The sequence below is a fragment of the Streptomyces sp. SN-593 genome, from assembly GCF_016756395.1.
Classification (GTDB): Bacteria; Actinomycetota; Actinomycetes; order Streptomycetales; family Streptomycetaceae; genus Actinacidiphila; species Actinacidiphila reveromycinica.
Genome location: NZ_AP018365.1, coordinates 3792675 through 3805198, shown reverse-complemented (window position 1 = coordinate 3805198; position 12524 = coordinate 3792675). Strand labels below are relative to the sequence as shown.

At 73.1% G+C, this 12524-nt stretch carries 26 protein-coding genes; 2 read left to right on the top strand and 24 right to left on the bottom strand.

Annotated features, from left to right (window positions below; all coding sequences use genetic code 11):
- From RVR_RS15840 to RVR_RS15815, 6 genes are all read right to left on the bottom strand, one after another.
- Positions 1-663 carry a nuclease-related domain-containing protein gene (locus RVR_RS15840; protein ID WP_202234469.1) on the bottom strand — a complete coding sequence of 221 codons (663 nt, stop codon included), beginning with the start codon at positions 661-663 and terminating at the stop codon, positions 1-3.
- Complete coding sequence (locus tag RVR_RS15835) at positions 660-1727, bottom strand: hypothetical protein (protein ID WP_202234468.1); 1068 nt, start codon at positions 1725-1727, stop codon at positions 660-662. The genes RVR_RS15840 and RVR_RS15835 overlap by 4 nt, the downstream gene beginning before the upstream one ends.
- Positions 1728-1841: 114 nt before the next feature.
- On the bottom strand, positions 1842-2285 hold the full coding sequence (locus RVR_RS15830; protein WP_202234467.1) for a hypothetical protein: 444 nt from the start codon (positions 2283-2285) through the stop codon (positions 1842-1844).
- A gap of 106 nt (positions 2286-2391) precedes the next feature.
- Entirely contained in the window at positions 2392-2601 is a 210-nt protein-coding gene (locus RVR_RS15825) for a hypothetical protein (RefSeq protein WP_202234466.1), read from the bottom strand.
- A gap of 73 nt (positions 2602-2674) precedes the next feature.
- Positions 2675-2833 carry a hypothetical protein gene (locus tag RVR_RS15820; RefSeq protein WP_202234465.1) on the bottom strand — a complete coding sequence of 53 codons (159 nt, stop codon included), beginning with the start codon at positions 2831-2833 and terminating at the stop codon, positions 2675-2677.
- Complete coding sequence (locus RVR_RS15815) at positions 2833-3210, bottom strand: hypothetical protein (RefSeq protein WP_202234464.1); 378 nt, start codon at positions 3208-3210, stop codon at positions 2833-2835. Before RVR_RS15815 ends, RVR_RS15820 begins: the two co-directional genes overlap by 1 nt.
- A 247-nt stretch (positions 3211-3457) precedes the next feature.
- On the opposite strand from RVR_RS15815, the gene RVR_RS15810 reads away from it, so the two are divergent.
- Entirely contained in the window at positions 3458-3787 is a 330-nt protein-coding gene (locus tag RVR_RS15810; RefSeq protein WP_202234463.1) for a hypothetical protein, read from the top strand.
- 42 nt (positions 3788-3829) lie between these two features.
- Here the strand turns inward: RVR_RS15810 and RVR_RS15805 are convergent, their stop codons facing one another.
- The 16 genes from RVR_RS15805 to RVR_RS15730 all read right to left on the bottom strand — a co-directional run bounded on the left by RVR_RS15805 (position 3830) and on the right by RVR_RS15730 (position 11413).
- On the bottom strand, positions 3830-4306 hold the full coding sequence (locus RVR_RS15805) for a hypothetical protein (protein ID WP_202234462.1): 477 nt from the start codon (positions 4304-4306) through the stop codon (positions 3830-3832).
- Between the two features lie 164 nt (positions 4307-4470).
- On the bottom strand, positions 4471-5070 hold the full coding sequence (locus tag RVR_RS15800; RefSeq protein ID WP_202234461.1) for a hypothetical protein: 600 nt from the start codon (positions 5068-5070) through the stop codon (positions 4471-4473).
- 24 nt (positions 5071-5094) lie between these two features.
- The gene (locus tag RVR_RS15795; protein ID WP_202234460.1) at positions 5095-5442 is read right to left on the bottom strand and encodes a hypothetical protein; all 348 of its coding nucleotides are present in this window, start codon (positions 5440-5442) and stop codon (positions 5095-5097) included.
- Entirely contained in the window at positions 5439-5810 is a 372-nt protein-coding gene (locus tag RVR_RS15790) for a hypothetical protein (protein WP_202234459.1), read from the bottom strand. The genes RVR_RS15795 and RVR_RS15790 overlap by 4 nt, the downstream gene beginning before the upstream one ends.
- Entirely contained in the window at positions 5807-6373 is a 567-nt protein-coding gene (locus tag RVR_RS15785; protein ID WP_202234458.1) for a hypothetical protein, read from the bottom strand. The genes RVR_RS15790 and RVR_RS15785 overlap by 4 nt, the downstream gene beginning before the upstream one ends.
- An 86-nt stretch (positions 6374-6459) precedes the next feature.
- Positions 6460-6870 (bottom strand): hypothetical protein, encoded by a 411-nt coding sequence (locus RVR_RS15780; protein WP_202234457.1) that lies wholly within the window; start codon positions 6868-6870, stop codon positions 6460-6462.
- Complete coding sequence (locus RVR_RS15775; RefSeq protein ID WP_202234456.1) at positions 6867-7346, bottom strand: HNH endonuclease signature motif containing protein; 480 nt, start codon at positions 7344-7346, stop codon at positions 6867-6869. The genes RVR_RS15780 and RVR_RS15775 overlap by 4 nt, the downstream gene beginning before the upstream one ends.
- Complete coding sequence (locus RVR_RS15770) at positions 7339-7518, bottom strand: hypothetical protein (protein WP_202234455.1); 180 nt, start codon at positions 7516-7518, stop codon at positions 7339-7341. The genes RVR_RS15775 and RVR_RS15770 overlap by 8 nt, the downstream gene beginning before the upstream one ends.
- Positions 7515-7742 (bottom strand): hypothetical protein, encoded by a 228-nt coding sequence (locus tag RVR_RS15765; protein WP_202234454.1) that lies wholly within the window; start codon positions 7740-7742, stop codon positions 7515-7517. The genes RVR_RS15770 and RVR_RS15765 overlap by 4 nt, the downstream gene beginning before the upstream one ends.
- Positions 7739-8230: a hypothetical protein gene (locus RVR_RS15760; protein WP_202234453.1), complete on the bottom strand. Its 492-nt coding sequence runs from the start codon at positions 8228-8230 to the stop codon at positions 7739-7741. Before RVR_RS15760 ends, RVR_RS15765 begins: the two co-directional genes overlap by 4 nt.
- A 203-nt stretch (positions 8231-8433) precedes the next feature.
- The gene (locus tag RVR_RS15755; protein WP_202234452.1) at positions 8434-8637 is read right to left on the bottom strand and encodes a hypothetical protein; all 204 of its coding nucleotides are present in this window, start codon (positions 8635-8637) and stop codon (positions 8434-8436) included.
- Positions 8634-8864 (bottom strand): hypothetical protein, encoded by a 231-nt coding sequence (locus RVR_RS15750; RefSeq protein WP_202234451.1) that lies wholly within the window; start codon positions 8862-8864, stop codon positions 8634-8636. Before RVR_RS15750 ends, RVR_RS15755 begins: the two co-directional genes overlap by 4 nt.
- Complete coding sequence (locus RVR_RS15745; protein WP_202234450.1) at positions 8864-9037, bottom strand: hypothetical protein; 174 nt, start codon at positions 9035-9037, stop codon at positions 8864-8866. The genes RVR_RS15750 and RVR_RS15745 overlap by 1 nt, the downstream gene beginning before the upstream one ends.
- Positions 9034-9540 carry a hypothetical protein gene (locus RVR_RS15740; protein ID WP_202234449.1) on the bottom strand — a complete coding sequence of 169 codons (507 nt, stop codon included), beginning with the start codon at positions 9538-9540 and terminating at the stop codon, positions 9034-9036. The genes RVR_RS15745 and RVR_RS15740 overlap by 4 nt, the downstream gene beginning before the upstream one ends.
- Positions 9537-9971, bottom strand: coding sequence for a hypothetical protein (locus RVR_RS15735; RefSeq protein WP_202234448.1), 435 nt, complete (start codon positions 9969-9971; stop codon positions 9537-9539). The genes RVR_RS15740 and RVR_RS15735 overlap by 4 nt, the downstream gene beginning before the upstream one ends.
- Entirely contained in the window at positions 9968-11413 is a 1446-nt protein-coding gene (locus tag RVR_RS15730) for a hypothetical protein (protein ID WP_202234447.1), read from the bottom strand. The genes RVR_RS15735 and RVR_RS15730 overlap by 4 nt, the downstream gene beginning before the upstream one ends.
- Positions 11414-11721: 308 nt before the next feature.
- Here RVR_RS15730 and RVR_RS15725 point away from each other — a divergent pair, with 308 nt between their 5' ends.
- Entirely contained in the window at positions 11722-11973 is a 252-nt protein-coding gene (locus RVR_RS15725) for a type II toxin-antitoxin system Phd/YefM family antitoxin (RefSeq protein ID WP_202234446.1), read from the top strand.
- An 8-nt stretch (positions 11974-11981) separates the two neighbouring features.
- On the opposite strand, the gene RVR_RS15720 is transcribed toward RVR_RS15725, so the two are convergent.
- A complete protein-coding gene (locus RVR_RS15720) occupies positions 11982-12194 on the bottom strand; it encodes a hypothetical protein (protein ID WP_202234445.1) in 213 nt (70 codons plus the stop codon).
- Positions 12191-12502, bottom strand: coding sequence for a hypothetical protein (locus RVR_RS15715; protein WP_202234444.1), 312 nt, complete (start codon positions 12500-12502; stop codon positions 12191-12193). Before RVR_RS15715 ends, RVR_RS15720 begins: the two co-directional genes overlap by 4 nt.
- Positions 12503-12524: the final 22 nt, after the last annotated feature.

Below are 12524 nucleotides of genomic sequence, written 5' to 3'. Positions count from 1 at the left end.
TCACTTCCTTCGGTACGGGGCGAAGAGGCGGGCGGCGGCTTTGCCGGGGTGCTGCTTCACGGCGGCCTTGCGGCGGCCGAGCGTGCGCAGGACGGGCAGCAGCCGGTCGGCCGGGATGATGCGGATGCCGTCGATGACCAGCTCGCCGCCGTCGACCGGGGCGCCCTGCATGGAGACGATCGGGATGACCGGGCACCCGAGCGCTTCCGCGACGCACCGCGCCTCGTGGCGGATGCCGCGCAGCCGCTCGGTGACGTCGTGGCTGCCGTGCAGGAGCCGGCCGCCGACGACGCGGAGCCGGTACCGGGCGGACCACAGCTTGCTGTCGACCACGAAGACCACTCCGGTCAGCGAGATCACCAGGTGATCGACGTTGGCCCGGCCGGTGAGCAGCGCGCGGTCGTGGAGGACGGTCCAGCCCTGGCGGGCGAGGGGGGCGAGGCGGGCCGCGGTGGCCTTCTCGCCCGCCGCCCCTGCGGCCCACTGCTGCGCCTGGCGACCGCGGGCGGTCTGGATGCCGACGAGGTCGGCGAGGCGGACCAGTGGAGTGCGGAGGCGGCGGGCCTGGGCGGCGGCGGAGGAGCCCGCGCCGTGCCGCTGCCGTCCCGCTGGGATGTACCAGAGGACGACAGCGACCGCGACGAGGATCAGCACGTGCGTCATGAGGCTTTCCGGTTGGGGTCGATGCGGAGCGCGGTGCGGCGCACGGTGTCGGGCAGGTTCGGCCGGTCGGGGTGGCCGGCCTTCTTCACGGCGTCCACGAGGTCGGCGTCGCTGACCTTTGCGTTGGCCGCGATCTCTGTCCGGCAGATCGCGGCGATCGGCTGCCGCGTGATCGCGGTGACCGGCGGGGTCGGGGCTGCTCCCCCGGCCGCTGCCGGAGGTGCCGGTGCGGCGGCCGGGGGCTCGGCCGGGGCTGCCGGAGGTGCCGGGGGAGCGGCGGGCGCGGGCGCAGCCGGGGCGGGGGCGGGGGCGGGCTCGGCCACATGGACAGGCTCCGGAGCGGGCTCGGCGGGCGCCTCGGGCAGACCGCGCGCCGCCTCGGCGCGCGTCAGCATCGCGTCGGCGGCCTGGAACTCCGCTCCCCCGACGGCCCGGTGGTACGCGGCGCGCCGGTTGAGGCGGCGGACCCGGCCGGCGAGCAGCGCGCGCCCGGCGAGCCGCTGCTCCTCGTCCTGCACCCAGTGCGCGACGCCCGCGTCGAGCGGGACGGCGTATTCGCGGAGCAGCAGCCACCACGCGCCCTTGGCGACCAGGTCGACGCCCGCGCCGAACCCTCCGGCCCACTCCTGGTGGAGGGTGTGCCCGTACGAGGCGACCGCTCCCATGCTGAGCAGCAGGAAGAACCAGCCCGCGATCTTCGCGGGGCGGGCCCGGTCCGGCGCGGTCCTGTTCAGCCACTCGATGCCGAGGCAGTACAGCCACGCGATGGCGAACACCGAGCCCATGCCGTACGCGACGACGGACGGCACCAGCGGGTCGAGGAGCCCGCCGAGGCTGGCCGTGCCGCCCGCGACGGCGATGGCCGTGAAGCCGATCGCGATGCCGGTCACGGTCTTGAGGATCAGCTCGTCCCACTCCCGCGGCGGGACCGGCTCCCACCCGTCGTAGCCGACGCGCCGGGTAGAGGAGATGCCGTCGATCACGGTCGTCTCATTCCGGAACAGCCGCACCTTGCGGTACTTCACGCCTTCGATGCGCGGCTGCTGGGGGGTGGGATCGGTCATCGTGCTCCAGCTCCAGACGTGGGTCAGGGGGCGGCGAGGGGGGCCGGCGGGCCCGGTCCTCTCTGCCGCCCCCAGCCCTCGAAGCCGGGGGTGGGGACGACAGGGAGGATCGGGTCAGCCGCAGTGCAGGGCGTCCAGGGACCGCTTCGTGACGTTGGCGGGGTTGGTGCCGGGGCTGGCCTTCGCCGCCACGGAGATGCACCGCCGGGCGGTGCCGGTGAACGTGATCGGCCCGGCGTACGAGCGGTACAGGCCCTCGTCGCTGTTGACCTTGCTGGTGCCGAGGACCGTCGCCCACACGCGGAGGTAGCGCCGCGACGTCTTCTCGCTCACGGTCTTCACGCAGTTCGTGCCGCCGTGGGCGGGCGAGTAGTAGATCTCGATGTGGCTGGAGCCGCTGAGCCGGTACGTGCCGACCCGGGCGCCGGGGCAGCCGCCGGTCGGCGGGGCCATCGGGTCCGCGGCGGCCGGCGTCGGGATGAGCAGGGACGCGGCGAGCGCGATGACGGCCGGGGCCGAGATGAGGGCGGCGTTGCTGCTGATGCGCTTGATGTCCATCGGGTTCTCCAAGGGGATTTCGGTACAGCGGGATGGCGCCGTGGGCGGCGCGAAGGGGAGGCGCCGCCCACGGCGGTCTTGAGGCGGACCGGAGAGGGGCCGTCGTTCAGCGGCGGTAGCGCTCGCGGAGGCGGTCCTGGTCCTCCCACGCCTGACCGGCGCGGGCGGCGGCGGTGACGCTCTTGGCGCGCTGCTTCCGCTGCTTGGCCTGCCGCTTCGCGGCGGCCGTGTCCGAGGCGGACTCACGGCCCGCGTACTGGGTGGTGGCGAGCTGGCGGTCATTGCCGCCGGTGAGCCACGCGGGGATGATCCTCATCGGCCACTCCCGCCGCTGGAGCGCCGGTTGGCCTCTTCGAGGTCCTTGTGCAGCTTCTTGCGCTGTTCGTCGGTCATCGCCGCCCCCTCGGGGCCTGCGCGGCCTCGGCACCGTGGGCACGGGCCAGTCCGGACTGGACCCTGGCGTCCGCCTGGCGCTCCTGGCGCTCAGCCGGGGTGCCGTAGTCCTTCTTCGCCTGAGCGAGGAGTTCCGCAGCGGTCTCGTTCGGCATCAGCGCTCACCGTCCTGCGGCTGCGCCGGGACCGGCGCCTTGCGCGGTGCCGGGATCGTCGGGATGACCCGCTCGTTGTCGTCGCTCGTCCACTCGTGGGACGCGGCGGCACGGCGCAGGTGCAGCGCGAACTCGCCGCGCGTGATGCCCGCGGGCACCTCCGGCATGGTCGCGAGCGCGGCCTTCGAGAGGGCCTGGCCCGAGCCGTCCGAGCGGCGCTCGGTGAGCCGGTACGCCTCGGCGCCGACGCACACGAGCAGGCTGTGCTGCTCCAGGACGTCGGTCGGGTTCGTGTCGGTGAAGTGGTCGGCGACCGCGCGGAGGACGGCGCTCGCCGTCTCGTCCGCCTGCGCCGTCTTCTGATCAGTAGAGTTCACTGCGTCAGCTCCTGTTAGTGGCAGGTCTGGCAGCCCGGTTCCGTGTGCGACCACGGACCGGGGTTGAAGGCGGTGCCCGGAGTGCGACCTCCGGGCACCGTCGCTTTCAGCAGCCCCGGTCTTCGTGTGCGACCACGACGGCCGGGGCTTTGTGCTGAGCGGGCGGGCGTGCCCACATGGACGACCGTACAGGGTCCCTGTACGGTAGGCAAGCGCGCTCCCCGTGGGTCGCTGGAAGGGAGCAGCCGTGTCCGACGGGACCAAGGGTCCAGGTGACGAGGAGGTGAAGCAGGTGGTGAACGCGGTCAAGGACGCCGTTGATTCGCTGGAGGCGCTGAGCGATGAGCCGGAGCGCCAGGCGCTCGGCGCCGGGATGCTTCTGGCGGCCTGGCCGGACCAGCAGAAGCGGCTTCGTCAACTGCGCCAAGATGCCGTGCGGAAGCTCCGAGCCGAGAAGGTCAGCTACCGCAAGATCGCGGCCATGCTTCGAATCTCCGTGGCTCGTGTGCAGCAGATCGAGGCGGGCGAGACGGGCCGCGACGGCAGGGCCAAGGGGGATCCGCCCACGACCGCGTGACGTGCGGCGGATTCCGCCATGTCCGGACGGTGTCCGGGCTGGTCAGGTGCGTGTCCGGCGTCCGGCCGCGACGGCGGCGGCGACCGCGATGCAGCCCTTGTGCCATGCCTGGTCGATCAGCGGGCCGGCCGCCGGGTCGCCCTGGAGCCACTTCGTCTTCCCGGCCGCGTGTGCGGCGCGGACGAGGAGCGGTGCGTCCTTGCTGTCGTCGGGCCAGTGGCCGGCGCAGCGGTCCGCGACGTAGTGCGTGACGGCGGACACGAGGAGCGCGGCCCCGGCGCGGCGCCAGTCCAGGCCGAGCCGGAGGTACCGGTCGGCGGCGTAGAGCGCGAGGCCCTGCGTGGCCGTGTACGAGGCGACGTGGCGGGCGCAGGCGGCGGCGCCGGCCGGGCCGTGCTTGCCCTTCGCCTTGGCGTCGGCGTCGCGCTGGACGATGTAGTCGCCGACCTCGTGGGCCGCGGTGAGGGCCGCGTACGCGACGGCGGCCTGGACGGCGGCGGGCTGGTGGTGCGTGTTCACGGTGGGCTCCTTCTCGGTGGATCTCCAGGGTGGCCGCGGTGGTGCGGCGGCAGTGCCCAGCGCTGGGCACTGCGTGCGTGGCGTCTCCCACGCGCGAGAGCGGCCCTTCGTCCCCGTGTCGGGGAGGAGGGCCGCTCTCGGTGCCCGGACGGTGTCCGGGCTGGTCAGGAGGCTGTCCGCTGTCCGGTAGTCCGGGTGGGTGCGGGGAAGCCGGCGGGCGGCGGCGGGTCGACGTCGGTCGACAGGAGCATTTGCACGCCCGGCTCGACGGAGTACGGGCCGGGCTCCGTGACCGAGCGCGGCCAGAGGACGGGCCGGGGCGCGGGGCAGCTCTCGCCGAGCGCGACGGTGCGGTGCTCCGGGCGCTCCGGGAGGCCCGGGTGCTCGTCGAGGTCGAGGCGCTTCCAGAACGGGACGAGGGCGTACAGGTAGCCGTGCGGGCTGCGCGACCACAGGTCGACGGCGACGTACGTGCCCCGCCGCTGCCACAGTCCTTGCGCGACGGCGAGGGCGGTGTCGGCTTCCTCGTGGTCTTCGGGGACGGTGAAGCCGACCAGGCCGGGCATCTGCTGCTCGTCGCGGCTGACCGTCGTGCCGAGGTACGGGTGGCGGGTCCGGTAGACGTGCACGAAGGTGATCGGCGTGCCGAACCGGTACGTGACCGCCTGGTCGTGGTCGGGGTGGTCGCCGTCGTACGGCGTGATCCGCACGGCCGCGCAGGGCGCGTAGCTGGGCGGGGCCTCGCTGATGTCGTCGTTGCTCACGGAGGTCCTTCGGTGTCGGGCGGTTCAGCGGCGGCGCGGCGGCGGCCCGTACGGGCTCGCCCAGGCCGGCCGGTCGCGGCCGGCGGCGACCTGGCGGGCGACGGGCTGGAGCGCGCGGGCGAGTTCGGCCATCGCTGCCGCTGCCGCTTTGGCCACGGGGCGCATCGCCTCCATGAACGTGCGGATCGGTGCCATCGCCTCGGCGAGGACGGCGTGCGCCTCGGCGACGACGAGGTGCGTGTGCGGGCCGTCCTCGCGGCGGCGGCGCTGGGCGACGGCGGTCGCCGCGTCCTCGACGCTCAGGCCGTGGCGGCGGACGAGGCGGTGGATCAGCACCAGCGCGGCGCGGGCGCTGGCCTGCTCGGGGGTCACTGTGTCGGGTCCTTCCGGAGGATGCTCGGGGGGAGGTCGAAGGCGTCGGCGATCGACGCGCGGATCTCGGACCGTCGTCCGGACGTGTCCGGGGCGTCCGTGTCCGGGGCTGTCCGGACGGTGTCCGGGCTGATCTCGGCGGCGAGGAGGGTGAGGGCTTCGACGACGGCCGCGCCGAGCTGTCGCCGGGGGATGCGCGCGGTGTACGCGAACCGGACGCCGCCCGGGGCGCTGTCCGTCCGTGTCCGGACGGTGTCCGGCCTGGTCGGGAGGGGGCCGCAGTCGGGCCTCTCTCCGATGTCCGGCCCTGTCCGGACGATGCCGCCCACCTTGTCCGGACGGCTGTCCGGGGCCTGTCCGCCGGTCATTCCGTGGCCGCCGTGGTCGCTGTGGTGTACGCGGTCGGGCCGGGCTGGAGGTCGGCGCGGTCGCTGAGCGGGACCGGGACGGCCGCGGTGAGCTGCGGGTCGGGGTCGGCGGCCTCGGCCGGCGGGACGGCGAGCGGGCGGCCGGGGCGGGGCAGCCACATCGGGTGGTCGAGGCGGACCAGGACGTGCAGCATCTCGACCAGCTCGCTCGCCATCTGCGCGCTCAGGCCGGGGTGGAGCTCCACGGTCCACCGGCGTGCCGCCGTGGTGAGCGCGTACGCGATGTCCTTCGTCGTGGCCGCGCGGGTGCCCGGGGCCGGGTTCAGCGCCTCGTCCCACTGGTAGTCGCAGCGCTGGCACTGGCGCTCCAGGCGCTCGGGGAGCGGGCCGCGCATGTCCGTGCGGCCGTTGTACTCCCACAGGCCGCGCGGGCACGCCGGCCGGAACCGGGTGAACGCGTCCAGGTGGGAGCACTTCACGCACTCGGTCTCCTCGCCGGAGAACGGCGGCAGCGTGTCGTGCTCGACGGTGGCCGTGTTGCTGGGGTGGTCGGTCTGGGGCATCGGGGTGTCCTCTGCTGCGCGGCGGGTGGCGGGCACCGCACGAGGAGCCGCTGAACCTCGTGCGGTGCCGGGGGATGGTAGGGGGTTCAGGAGGGTGCCGATCCGCGCCCGCGTGCGCGTTCGATCTGGTCGCGGCAGTTGAGGGTCCGGCAGCCGTCATCGAGGTAGCAGCCGTGGGCGCAGCGGTCCCGGTTGTATTCGGGCTGCTCCTCGCGGCGCGGGGCCCGCCGGGCGGGCATCGTGGGCCGCTTGTGCCAGCCGTTCGGCTCGTCCTGCGTTTCCGGATCCCACGCGGCGACGTGCTCGGCGATCAGGTCGGGGTCGCGCGGGTAGCACCATGCGTGGTCGTACGCCCCGTGCCCGTCCTCGCCATGCGGGAGGGCGATCAGCCGGGCGTTGAAGCCCTGCCAGATCCACAGGTACCGGTGGGTGGCGTCGGCGCCCAGCTCGTAGCCCTCCCAGTGCGTGTCGAGGATGGGCGGCTCGTGGAGCTTCACCCGGCGGCCCCTTCCAAGGTGAGGGCAGCCTTCTTCGCCCGCCTCTTGGCATCTGCTCGCCGTCGATTTTCGCGTCGACACGTGCGGCAGTAGCGATGGTTGTTCCATACGTACGTGTTCTCTGGCGTGAACTCGTGGCCACTTGCGCAGTGGGTCTGTGCCGCCTGTCGGCTGGCGAAGGTGTCCCCGCGTAGGACGTTCACCCGCCGGGTGACCGGTTCCAGGTGGTCGGGGTTTACGCACCCTCGGTTCCTGCATCGGTGGTCCAGCGTGAGGCCGTCGCCGATCGGACCGATCGACAGCACGTAGGCCAGGCGGTGCGCGCCAACGTCCTTCTTCTGGCCCTCGGAGGTGAAGGTGTATCGGCCGTATCCGTCCTCAGACCGCCGTGCCGTCCACTCCCAGCACGATGTGGGGCACTGCTTAACGACGTGACGCCAGAAGCATTCTTCGTTCAGGCCGGGGATCTCAGCCACGGGGTTCGGTCTCCTTGCTTTCCAGGTCTGACCATCCAAAAGGCGATTCGCCGCGGTCCTGGTCGCACACGACGAGCACGTACGGCAGCATCGAGCGCACCTCTTCCGCAGGGGCCTGGCCGGCGGCGATGGGAGGCCGCGGCAGTGCCTCGACGGTGGTGTTGAGGGTCATGGCGTTGTCCTTGTGGGGTGCAGGTGTACGACGGGGGTGTAGCTGCTCCGGCGAGTTCCGGAGCAGCTGGGGCAGAAGTCCCGGCCGTCGGGGTGAGCGCGCCAGCCGAGTTCGACGGCGGCCTGGCGGGCCTCGGCGACGGTGTGGGCGTCGGTCATGAGGCTGGTGGGGCACGAGCCTTCGGCCCACTCCGTGTTGCAGTGGACGGTGATCCGGGTGCTCAACGGAGCCCCGGCTCTTCCCGTTTGCGGCGCTGTTCGATGACGACCCGCTCGGCGACGGCCACGGCCATGCCGTACACCGCGGTGATGCCGTCAGCGAGGGCGTCGGTGCCGTTGAGGTCGGAGGGCTCGGCCAGGGCCCAGAACAAGGCGCGCGCCATGGGCCGGTCGCGGTTCGCCCATGCGGTGATGAACTGGGCGCCGAACTGCACGGCCGGGGGCAGCACGGTGATGTCGGCCGGGCCGGCGGGGTCCTCCACGACGATCCCGAACGACGTGCCGGGGGCGTGGGAGTCGCGGGCCTCGTGGGACGCGGTCTCGGCGAGGGCGCAGAGCAGCGCAAAGGTCGAGGCGGGTCCGGCGTCGACGAACGGCTGGATCAGGTTCAGGCCGTCCTGGTGGTTGCCGGTGACGCCGAGGGCGACCGCCTGAAAGATCGCGTCGGGGTCGGGTGCGGGCATCGGCTCGGTGTCCTTCCTGTCAGTCGGCATAGGTCATCCGACGGTCGTAACTGCCGCATTCGCAGGCGCAGTTGTGGGAGCGGGCGCACGGGCAGGGCTCGCAGCAGTAGTGCGTGCCGCAGTCCCGGCAGAGCGGGCGGTTGCAGTCCTCGCAGTGGTCCACGGGGGTCCTTCCGGTCGTACGGTGGGGCCGGGCCCGCCCGCCCCGGTTCCGACGGGGCGGGCGGGCACGGTCAGGCGGGGCGTCCGGCGCCGCAGCCGCACTTCTCGGTCCGCAGGTAGTGATCGCGCTTGCAGGGGAAGCAGCGCCACATGAACCCGGCCCGCAGCGCGACCCTGGTCAGCGCGTTGATCTCGATCGCAGTGGTGGCCTCCGCGAGGAGCAGCGTCACGGCCTGCGACTTGAGTTCGTCGTCCAGCTCGGGGGACTCGCTCACAGGGTGATCTCCAGTTCGTTCAGGGGCTGTTCGCTGTCGATGTGGGCGTGCAGCTCGCGCAGGCGGGCCAGGGCGTGGCCGTCGCGGCGGTTCAGGGCTCGACGGGCCGGTGCGGGGAGCGCCGCCCAGCAGCCGCCGCACAGGTACCAACGGGCCGGCTTCGGGGTCCGGCACGCGCGGCACGGCGTCGCCGTGTACGCGCCGCGCGGCAGGGACTGGCCGGTCATCAGGCGCCTTCCGGGACGAACGGGGGCTCGCCGACGCCGAGGCAGCGCTCGCCGGTGGAGAACCCGGCCGCCGTCATGCCGTTGTGGCGGCCGAGGACGTCGTCCTTCGTGAGCTGGTAGTCCAGCCCGCACACGGGGCACTCGCCGCGCGGCTTCGGTCCGACGGCGCTCACTGTCCGCCCTCCGCCGAGTCCAGGTACGCGTCGTACAGCTCGGCGACCTCGTCGGCGTGCTCGATGATCCACGCGGCGGCGGACTCCCGGGCGACGTCCTCGCGGGCGCCGGCCTCCTGGAACCAGACGGCGGCCAGGGAGTCGATCGCGCCGCGCGCCGGACGGTCGACGGCGGGCTCGTCGCCGACGGGCTCCCACCGGGCGACGATCACGGGCCGCTGCTCGACCTCGACGGCCTCGACGGTGCCGCCGAACCAGCCGTGGTTGTCCGGGGGCGGCCCGACCTCGTAGTCACCGGCTTCGACCTGCGCCTCGTACTTCACGGCCCACGTCCGGCCGTCGTCGTCACGGAACACGCACCGCCGCTCCTGGCTGTACTTGCTCATGCCCACGTGCTCGTCGACGAGGACGATCTCGCTCCAGGCGACATCGTCGGGGCGGTCGGGCGGGACACCCAGGTCGGCCAACTGGCCGACGGTGAACTGCTTCACGGGCACGGTCACTCGCTTTCGTCGTGCGGCACGGCGGGGATGCCGCGCTGCTGCTGGGTGGAGGGGTGACGGCCGCCGAGCGCGACGGCCCGGGTCACCGCCTGCGGCCCGAACATCTCGGTGGCCGCGTCCTGGCCGTGCTCCTGGAGGACCCGCAGGACCTCACCGGGCACGAAGTCGTCGGGGACCGGCCTCGCCGGCCGCCGCTGCTGGGTGCCGCACAGCAGGCACCCGTTCCGGGCCGTCGGGTCGACCGGGCCGCCGGGGTGCCGCGCGCAGCGGTTCGCCCGCACCTCGCCCTGCGCCGAGCGGACCAGCGACCGCGCGGTGTCGAGCTCGGCGGCGATCGCCGCCAGGGTGTCGTCGTTCACCTCGTGCCGGGCGGCGAAGTCCCCCAGGGCCCGCAGGGACGCGCCGAGCGGCGGCAGGTAGTCGGGGTTCACGCGCGCACCGCCTGTGGCTCGTCGATGCCCTCAGCGGGAGGACCGGCAGGCCGGGGGTTCCGGTCCCGCCATCCGGCCATGTGCTGGCCGATCCGGTGGTCGAGCATCACGCCGTACATCCCGGCCCGGCCCAGCTCCGCGCGGAGCCGGTTCTCCTCGGCGGACTCGGCGGCCGCCCACTCGTCGACCAGCCGCCGGGCGGCCGTCAGCGCCTCCGTGTCGGCCTGGAGCTTGGCCCTCGCGGCAGCGACCGCACGGGCGGCCTCCCGCCGCTCCTCGGCCCGCTCCTGGCACGCGTGGCACGCTCCGCCGCCGATGATCTGGCCGTCCTCGCACCCGGGGTCGGCGCAGTCCTGCGCGAGGATCGCGTCCTTGAGCCAGGCGCACCGGTTCTTGATCCGGTCGCAGCCCTCGGGGTTCTCCGGGCTGCGACGAGGAGCCGTGCACCCGGCGGCCGTGCAGCGGTCGCAGCCGCGGTAGCCGGGCGCCGAGCGCACGTCGGCGTCCTCGCCGTACCAGCGCCGGTTGATCCGGGCCACGACCTGCTCGGGCGTCCGGCGCGGGATGCCCGCGCCCTGGTTGCCGTCCAGCAGATCGTTGATCGCCCGGTGCAGACCGGTCCACAGCCTCGTTCCAGGAGCAGCGACAGCGGCGGGGAGCGCCGCGCGCACCAGCTCGAAGCCCGCCGACTCCTTGCGGGGCCGGGTCTTCGTCGTCGCGGGCCGTGGTGACCTCTTGCGCTGACCGGGGAGATTCTTCCCGGACGCGGCGGAGCCGCCTTCGGCCTCGCCGGTTTCACCAGCCGCACCGTCGCGCCCGCCCGCAGACGCGAAACCACCCGCACTTTTGCCTACGGCGTCAGCCACAGCGTCTTTGTTCTTCAAGTTGGTCTGGTTCCTGTTGGTCTTCTTAGGGCCCTCTTTTTGGGGACACCCGTTGCCCTCTTTTTGGGGGGAGGGGTCTCCCTCTTTTTGGGGGGACCCCTCCGCCGTCGGAGTGACCGGCGCCGTGGCCATCGAGAACCCGGCCCACCGGGAATCCAGCTCCTCCTTCGAGGTGCCGTAGAAGTCCGCGAGGCACCTCGGACCGGCGTATCCACGCGGCGGGTTGAAGCGCAGGACGTACCTGTACGCGCGGCCCTTCGGCGTGGGGATCTCCTCGATCCGCACCGCGCCGACCTTCACCAGGGCCCGGGTGTACGGCGTCACCTTGTCGCTGCGGCCGAGCTGGAGCACGCGGGCGATCGACGCCTGCCCGGGGAACGCCACGCGACGGCGGCCGTCCGTCGGCACGTGCGCCATCAGGAACGCGTACTCGCGCACCGACTGCGCCTTCAACTCCGGGTGCAGCGTGATCCAGTCGGGAACCTGAGCGAACGTCGCCGGCCACTCGTCATCGATACCGACCTCGTCGCCCGTGACCGGCTCATCGGGCCTCGTCATCACTGGGTCCCCCCAGCGGGCGCGTCACACAGCGAGGCTGCGCTCTGCGGCGCTGCTACCTCGTTGCTCATCAGGTCTCTTCTCGGTCGTGCTGGCGGGGTGGTGGGGCTACTCCGCCCAGGGCGGGAGCGGATGGTCTCCGCGGGATTCCTCGGTGCTCAGCGGGGCTTCAACCGGGTCGTGGAAGAACCGGGCAGCCGCTCGCGAGCGGGCACGTCTCGGGCCGCATTCATGCCGTGGCTGAAGATCGTCAAGCATGGTGCCACCATAGCTAACTTAGGCAACTTAGGCACGTCAATGTGGGCAAGATGTACATCAAAGTCATGAACGGCGGCTACGCTGCCCCCATGACGGTGGAGCGCAAAGAGCACAGGGCGACAGTCGCCCAGGTACGGAACGTCTTCGGCGAAGTCCTGGGGCGTACCCGCTTCGGCGGAGAAACGACGGTGGTCATGAACCGGACCACCGAGGCCGCTGCGATCGTGCCGATCGAGTTCTACCGGCGAGCCTTGGAAGCTCTCGGCGAGACCGCCGTGCCGGTCGAAGACCCCACCAACTGACGCCCCGTTCACCACAGGCCGCCTTCCGCCGGGGCGGCCTCTTCCGCGTGCCCAGGCGCCCACGTCACGGCCTCCCCGCGTTCCTCGGTGAGCGTGGCCGCCGACCAGCACGGCGTGCACAGGAGACGTTTCAGGCCGTCCCCGCGGGACCGGTGCGCGGACAGGGCGCGGGCATACCCGCAGCCCTGGCAGCGGCCGACCGGCGGGACAGGGCGGCTCATGTCCGCCTCCGCCGGTACGCGGACAGGTCGGAGACGCCCGGCGGCAACGGCCCGGCCGGAGCCGGGGCCGGGGCGGGCGTGCGGGGCCGGGCGGAGCAGGTCACGACGTGCGGCATGTGCAGCCGCTCCCACCCCATGAGCGGCAGTTCGTCCGTCGGGCGGCGCGAGCGGCGCGTGCCGGTGCCGTCGCGGTAGACCGCCGCGTTGCCGTCGGGGTTCGGCTCGGGGTCGACGGCCAAGCGCTTCCCGGCGTCCGTGACCGTCCACCACACCTCGCGGCGGCAGTCGGCGCAGGTCGAGAGTCGCATGGGTCCTTCCTTGATCGAGCTG

Excerpts from the sequence above, each read along its gene's own strand:
- RVR_RS15770 (WP_202234455.1), bottom strand. The coding sequence starts at position 7,518 with ATGACCCTCAACACCACCGTCGAGGCACTGCCGCGGCCTCCCATCGCC.
- RVR_RS15830 (WP_202234467.1), bottom strand. The coding sequence starts at position 2,285 with ATGGACATCAAGCGCATCAGCAGCAACGCCGCCCTCATCTCGGCCCCG.
- RVR_RS15750 (WP_202234451.1), bottom strand. The coding sequence starts at position 8,864 with ATGACCGGCCAGTCCCTGCCGCGCGGCGCGTACACGGCGACGCCGTGC.
- RVR_RS15725 (WP_202234446.1), top strand. The coding sequence starts at position 11,722 with ATGTACATCAAAGTCATGAACGGCGGCTACGCTGCCCCCATGACGGTG.
- RVR_RS15825 (WP_202234466.1), bottom strand. The coding sequence starts at position 2,601 with ATGAGGATCATCCCCGCGTGGCTCACCGGCGGCAATGACCGCCAGCTC.
- RVR_RS15820 (WP_202234465.1), bottom strand. The coding sequence starts at position 2,833 with ATGCCGAACGAGACCGCTGCGGAACTCCTCGCTCAGGCGAAGAAGGAC.
- RVR_RS15715 (WP_202234444.1), bottom strand. The coding sequence starts at position 12,502 with ATGCGACTCTCGACCTGCGCCGACTGCCGCCGCGAGGTGTGGTGGACG.
- RVR_RS15785 (WP_202234458.1), bottom strand. The coding sequence starts at position 6,373 with ATGCCCCAGACCGACCACCCCAGCAACACGGCCACCGTCGAGCACGAC.
- RVR_RS15760 (WP_202234453.1), bottom strand. The coding sequence starts at position 8,230 with ATGCCGACTGACAGGAAGGACACCGAGCCGATGCCCGCACCCGACCCC.
- RVR_RS15730 (WP_202234447.1), bottom strand. The coding sequence starts at position 11,413 with ATGACGAGGCCCGATGAGCCGGTCACGGGCGACGAGGTCGGTATCGAT.
- RVR_RS15790 (WP_202234459.1), bottom strand. The coding sequence starts at position 5,810 with ATGACCGGCGGACAGGCCCCGGACAGCCGTCCGGACAAGGTGGGCGGC.
- RVR_RS15840 (WP_202234469.1), bottom strand. The coding sequence starts at position 663 with ATGACGCACGTGCTGATCCTCGTCGCGGTCGCTGTCGTCCTCTGGTAC.
- RVR_RS15835 (WP_202234468.1), bottom strand. The coding sequence starts at position 1,727 with ATGACCGATCCCACCCCCCAGCAGCCGCGCATCGAAGGCGTGAAGTAC.
- RVR_RS15720 (WP_202234445.1), bottom strand. The coding sequence starts at position 12,194 with ATGAGCCGCCCTGTCCCGCCGGTCGGCCGCTGCCAGGGCTGCGGGTAT.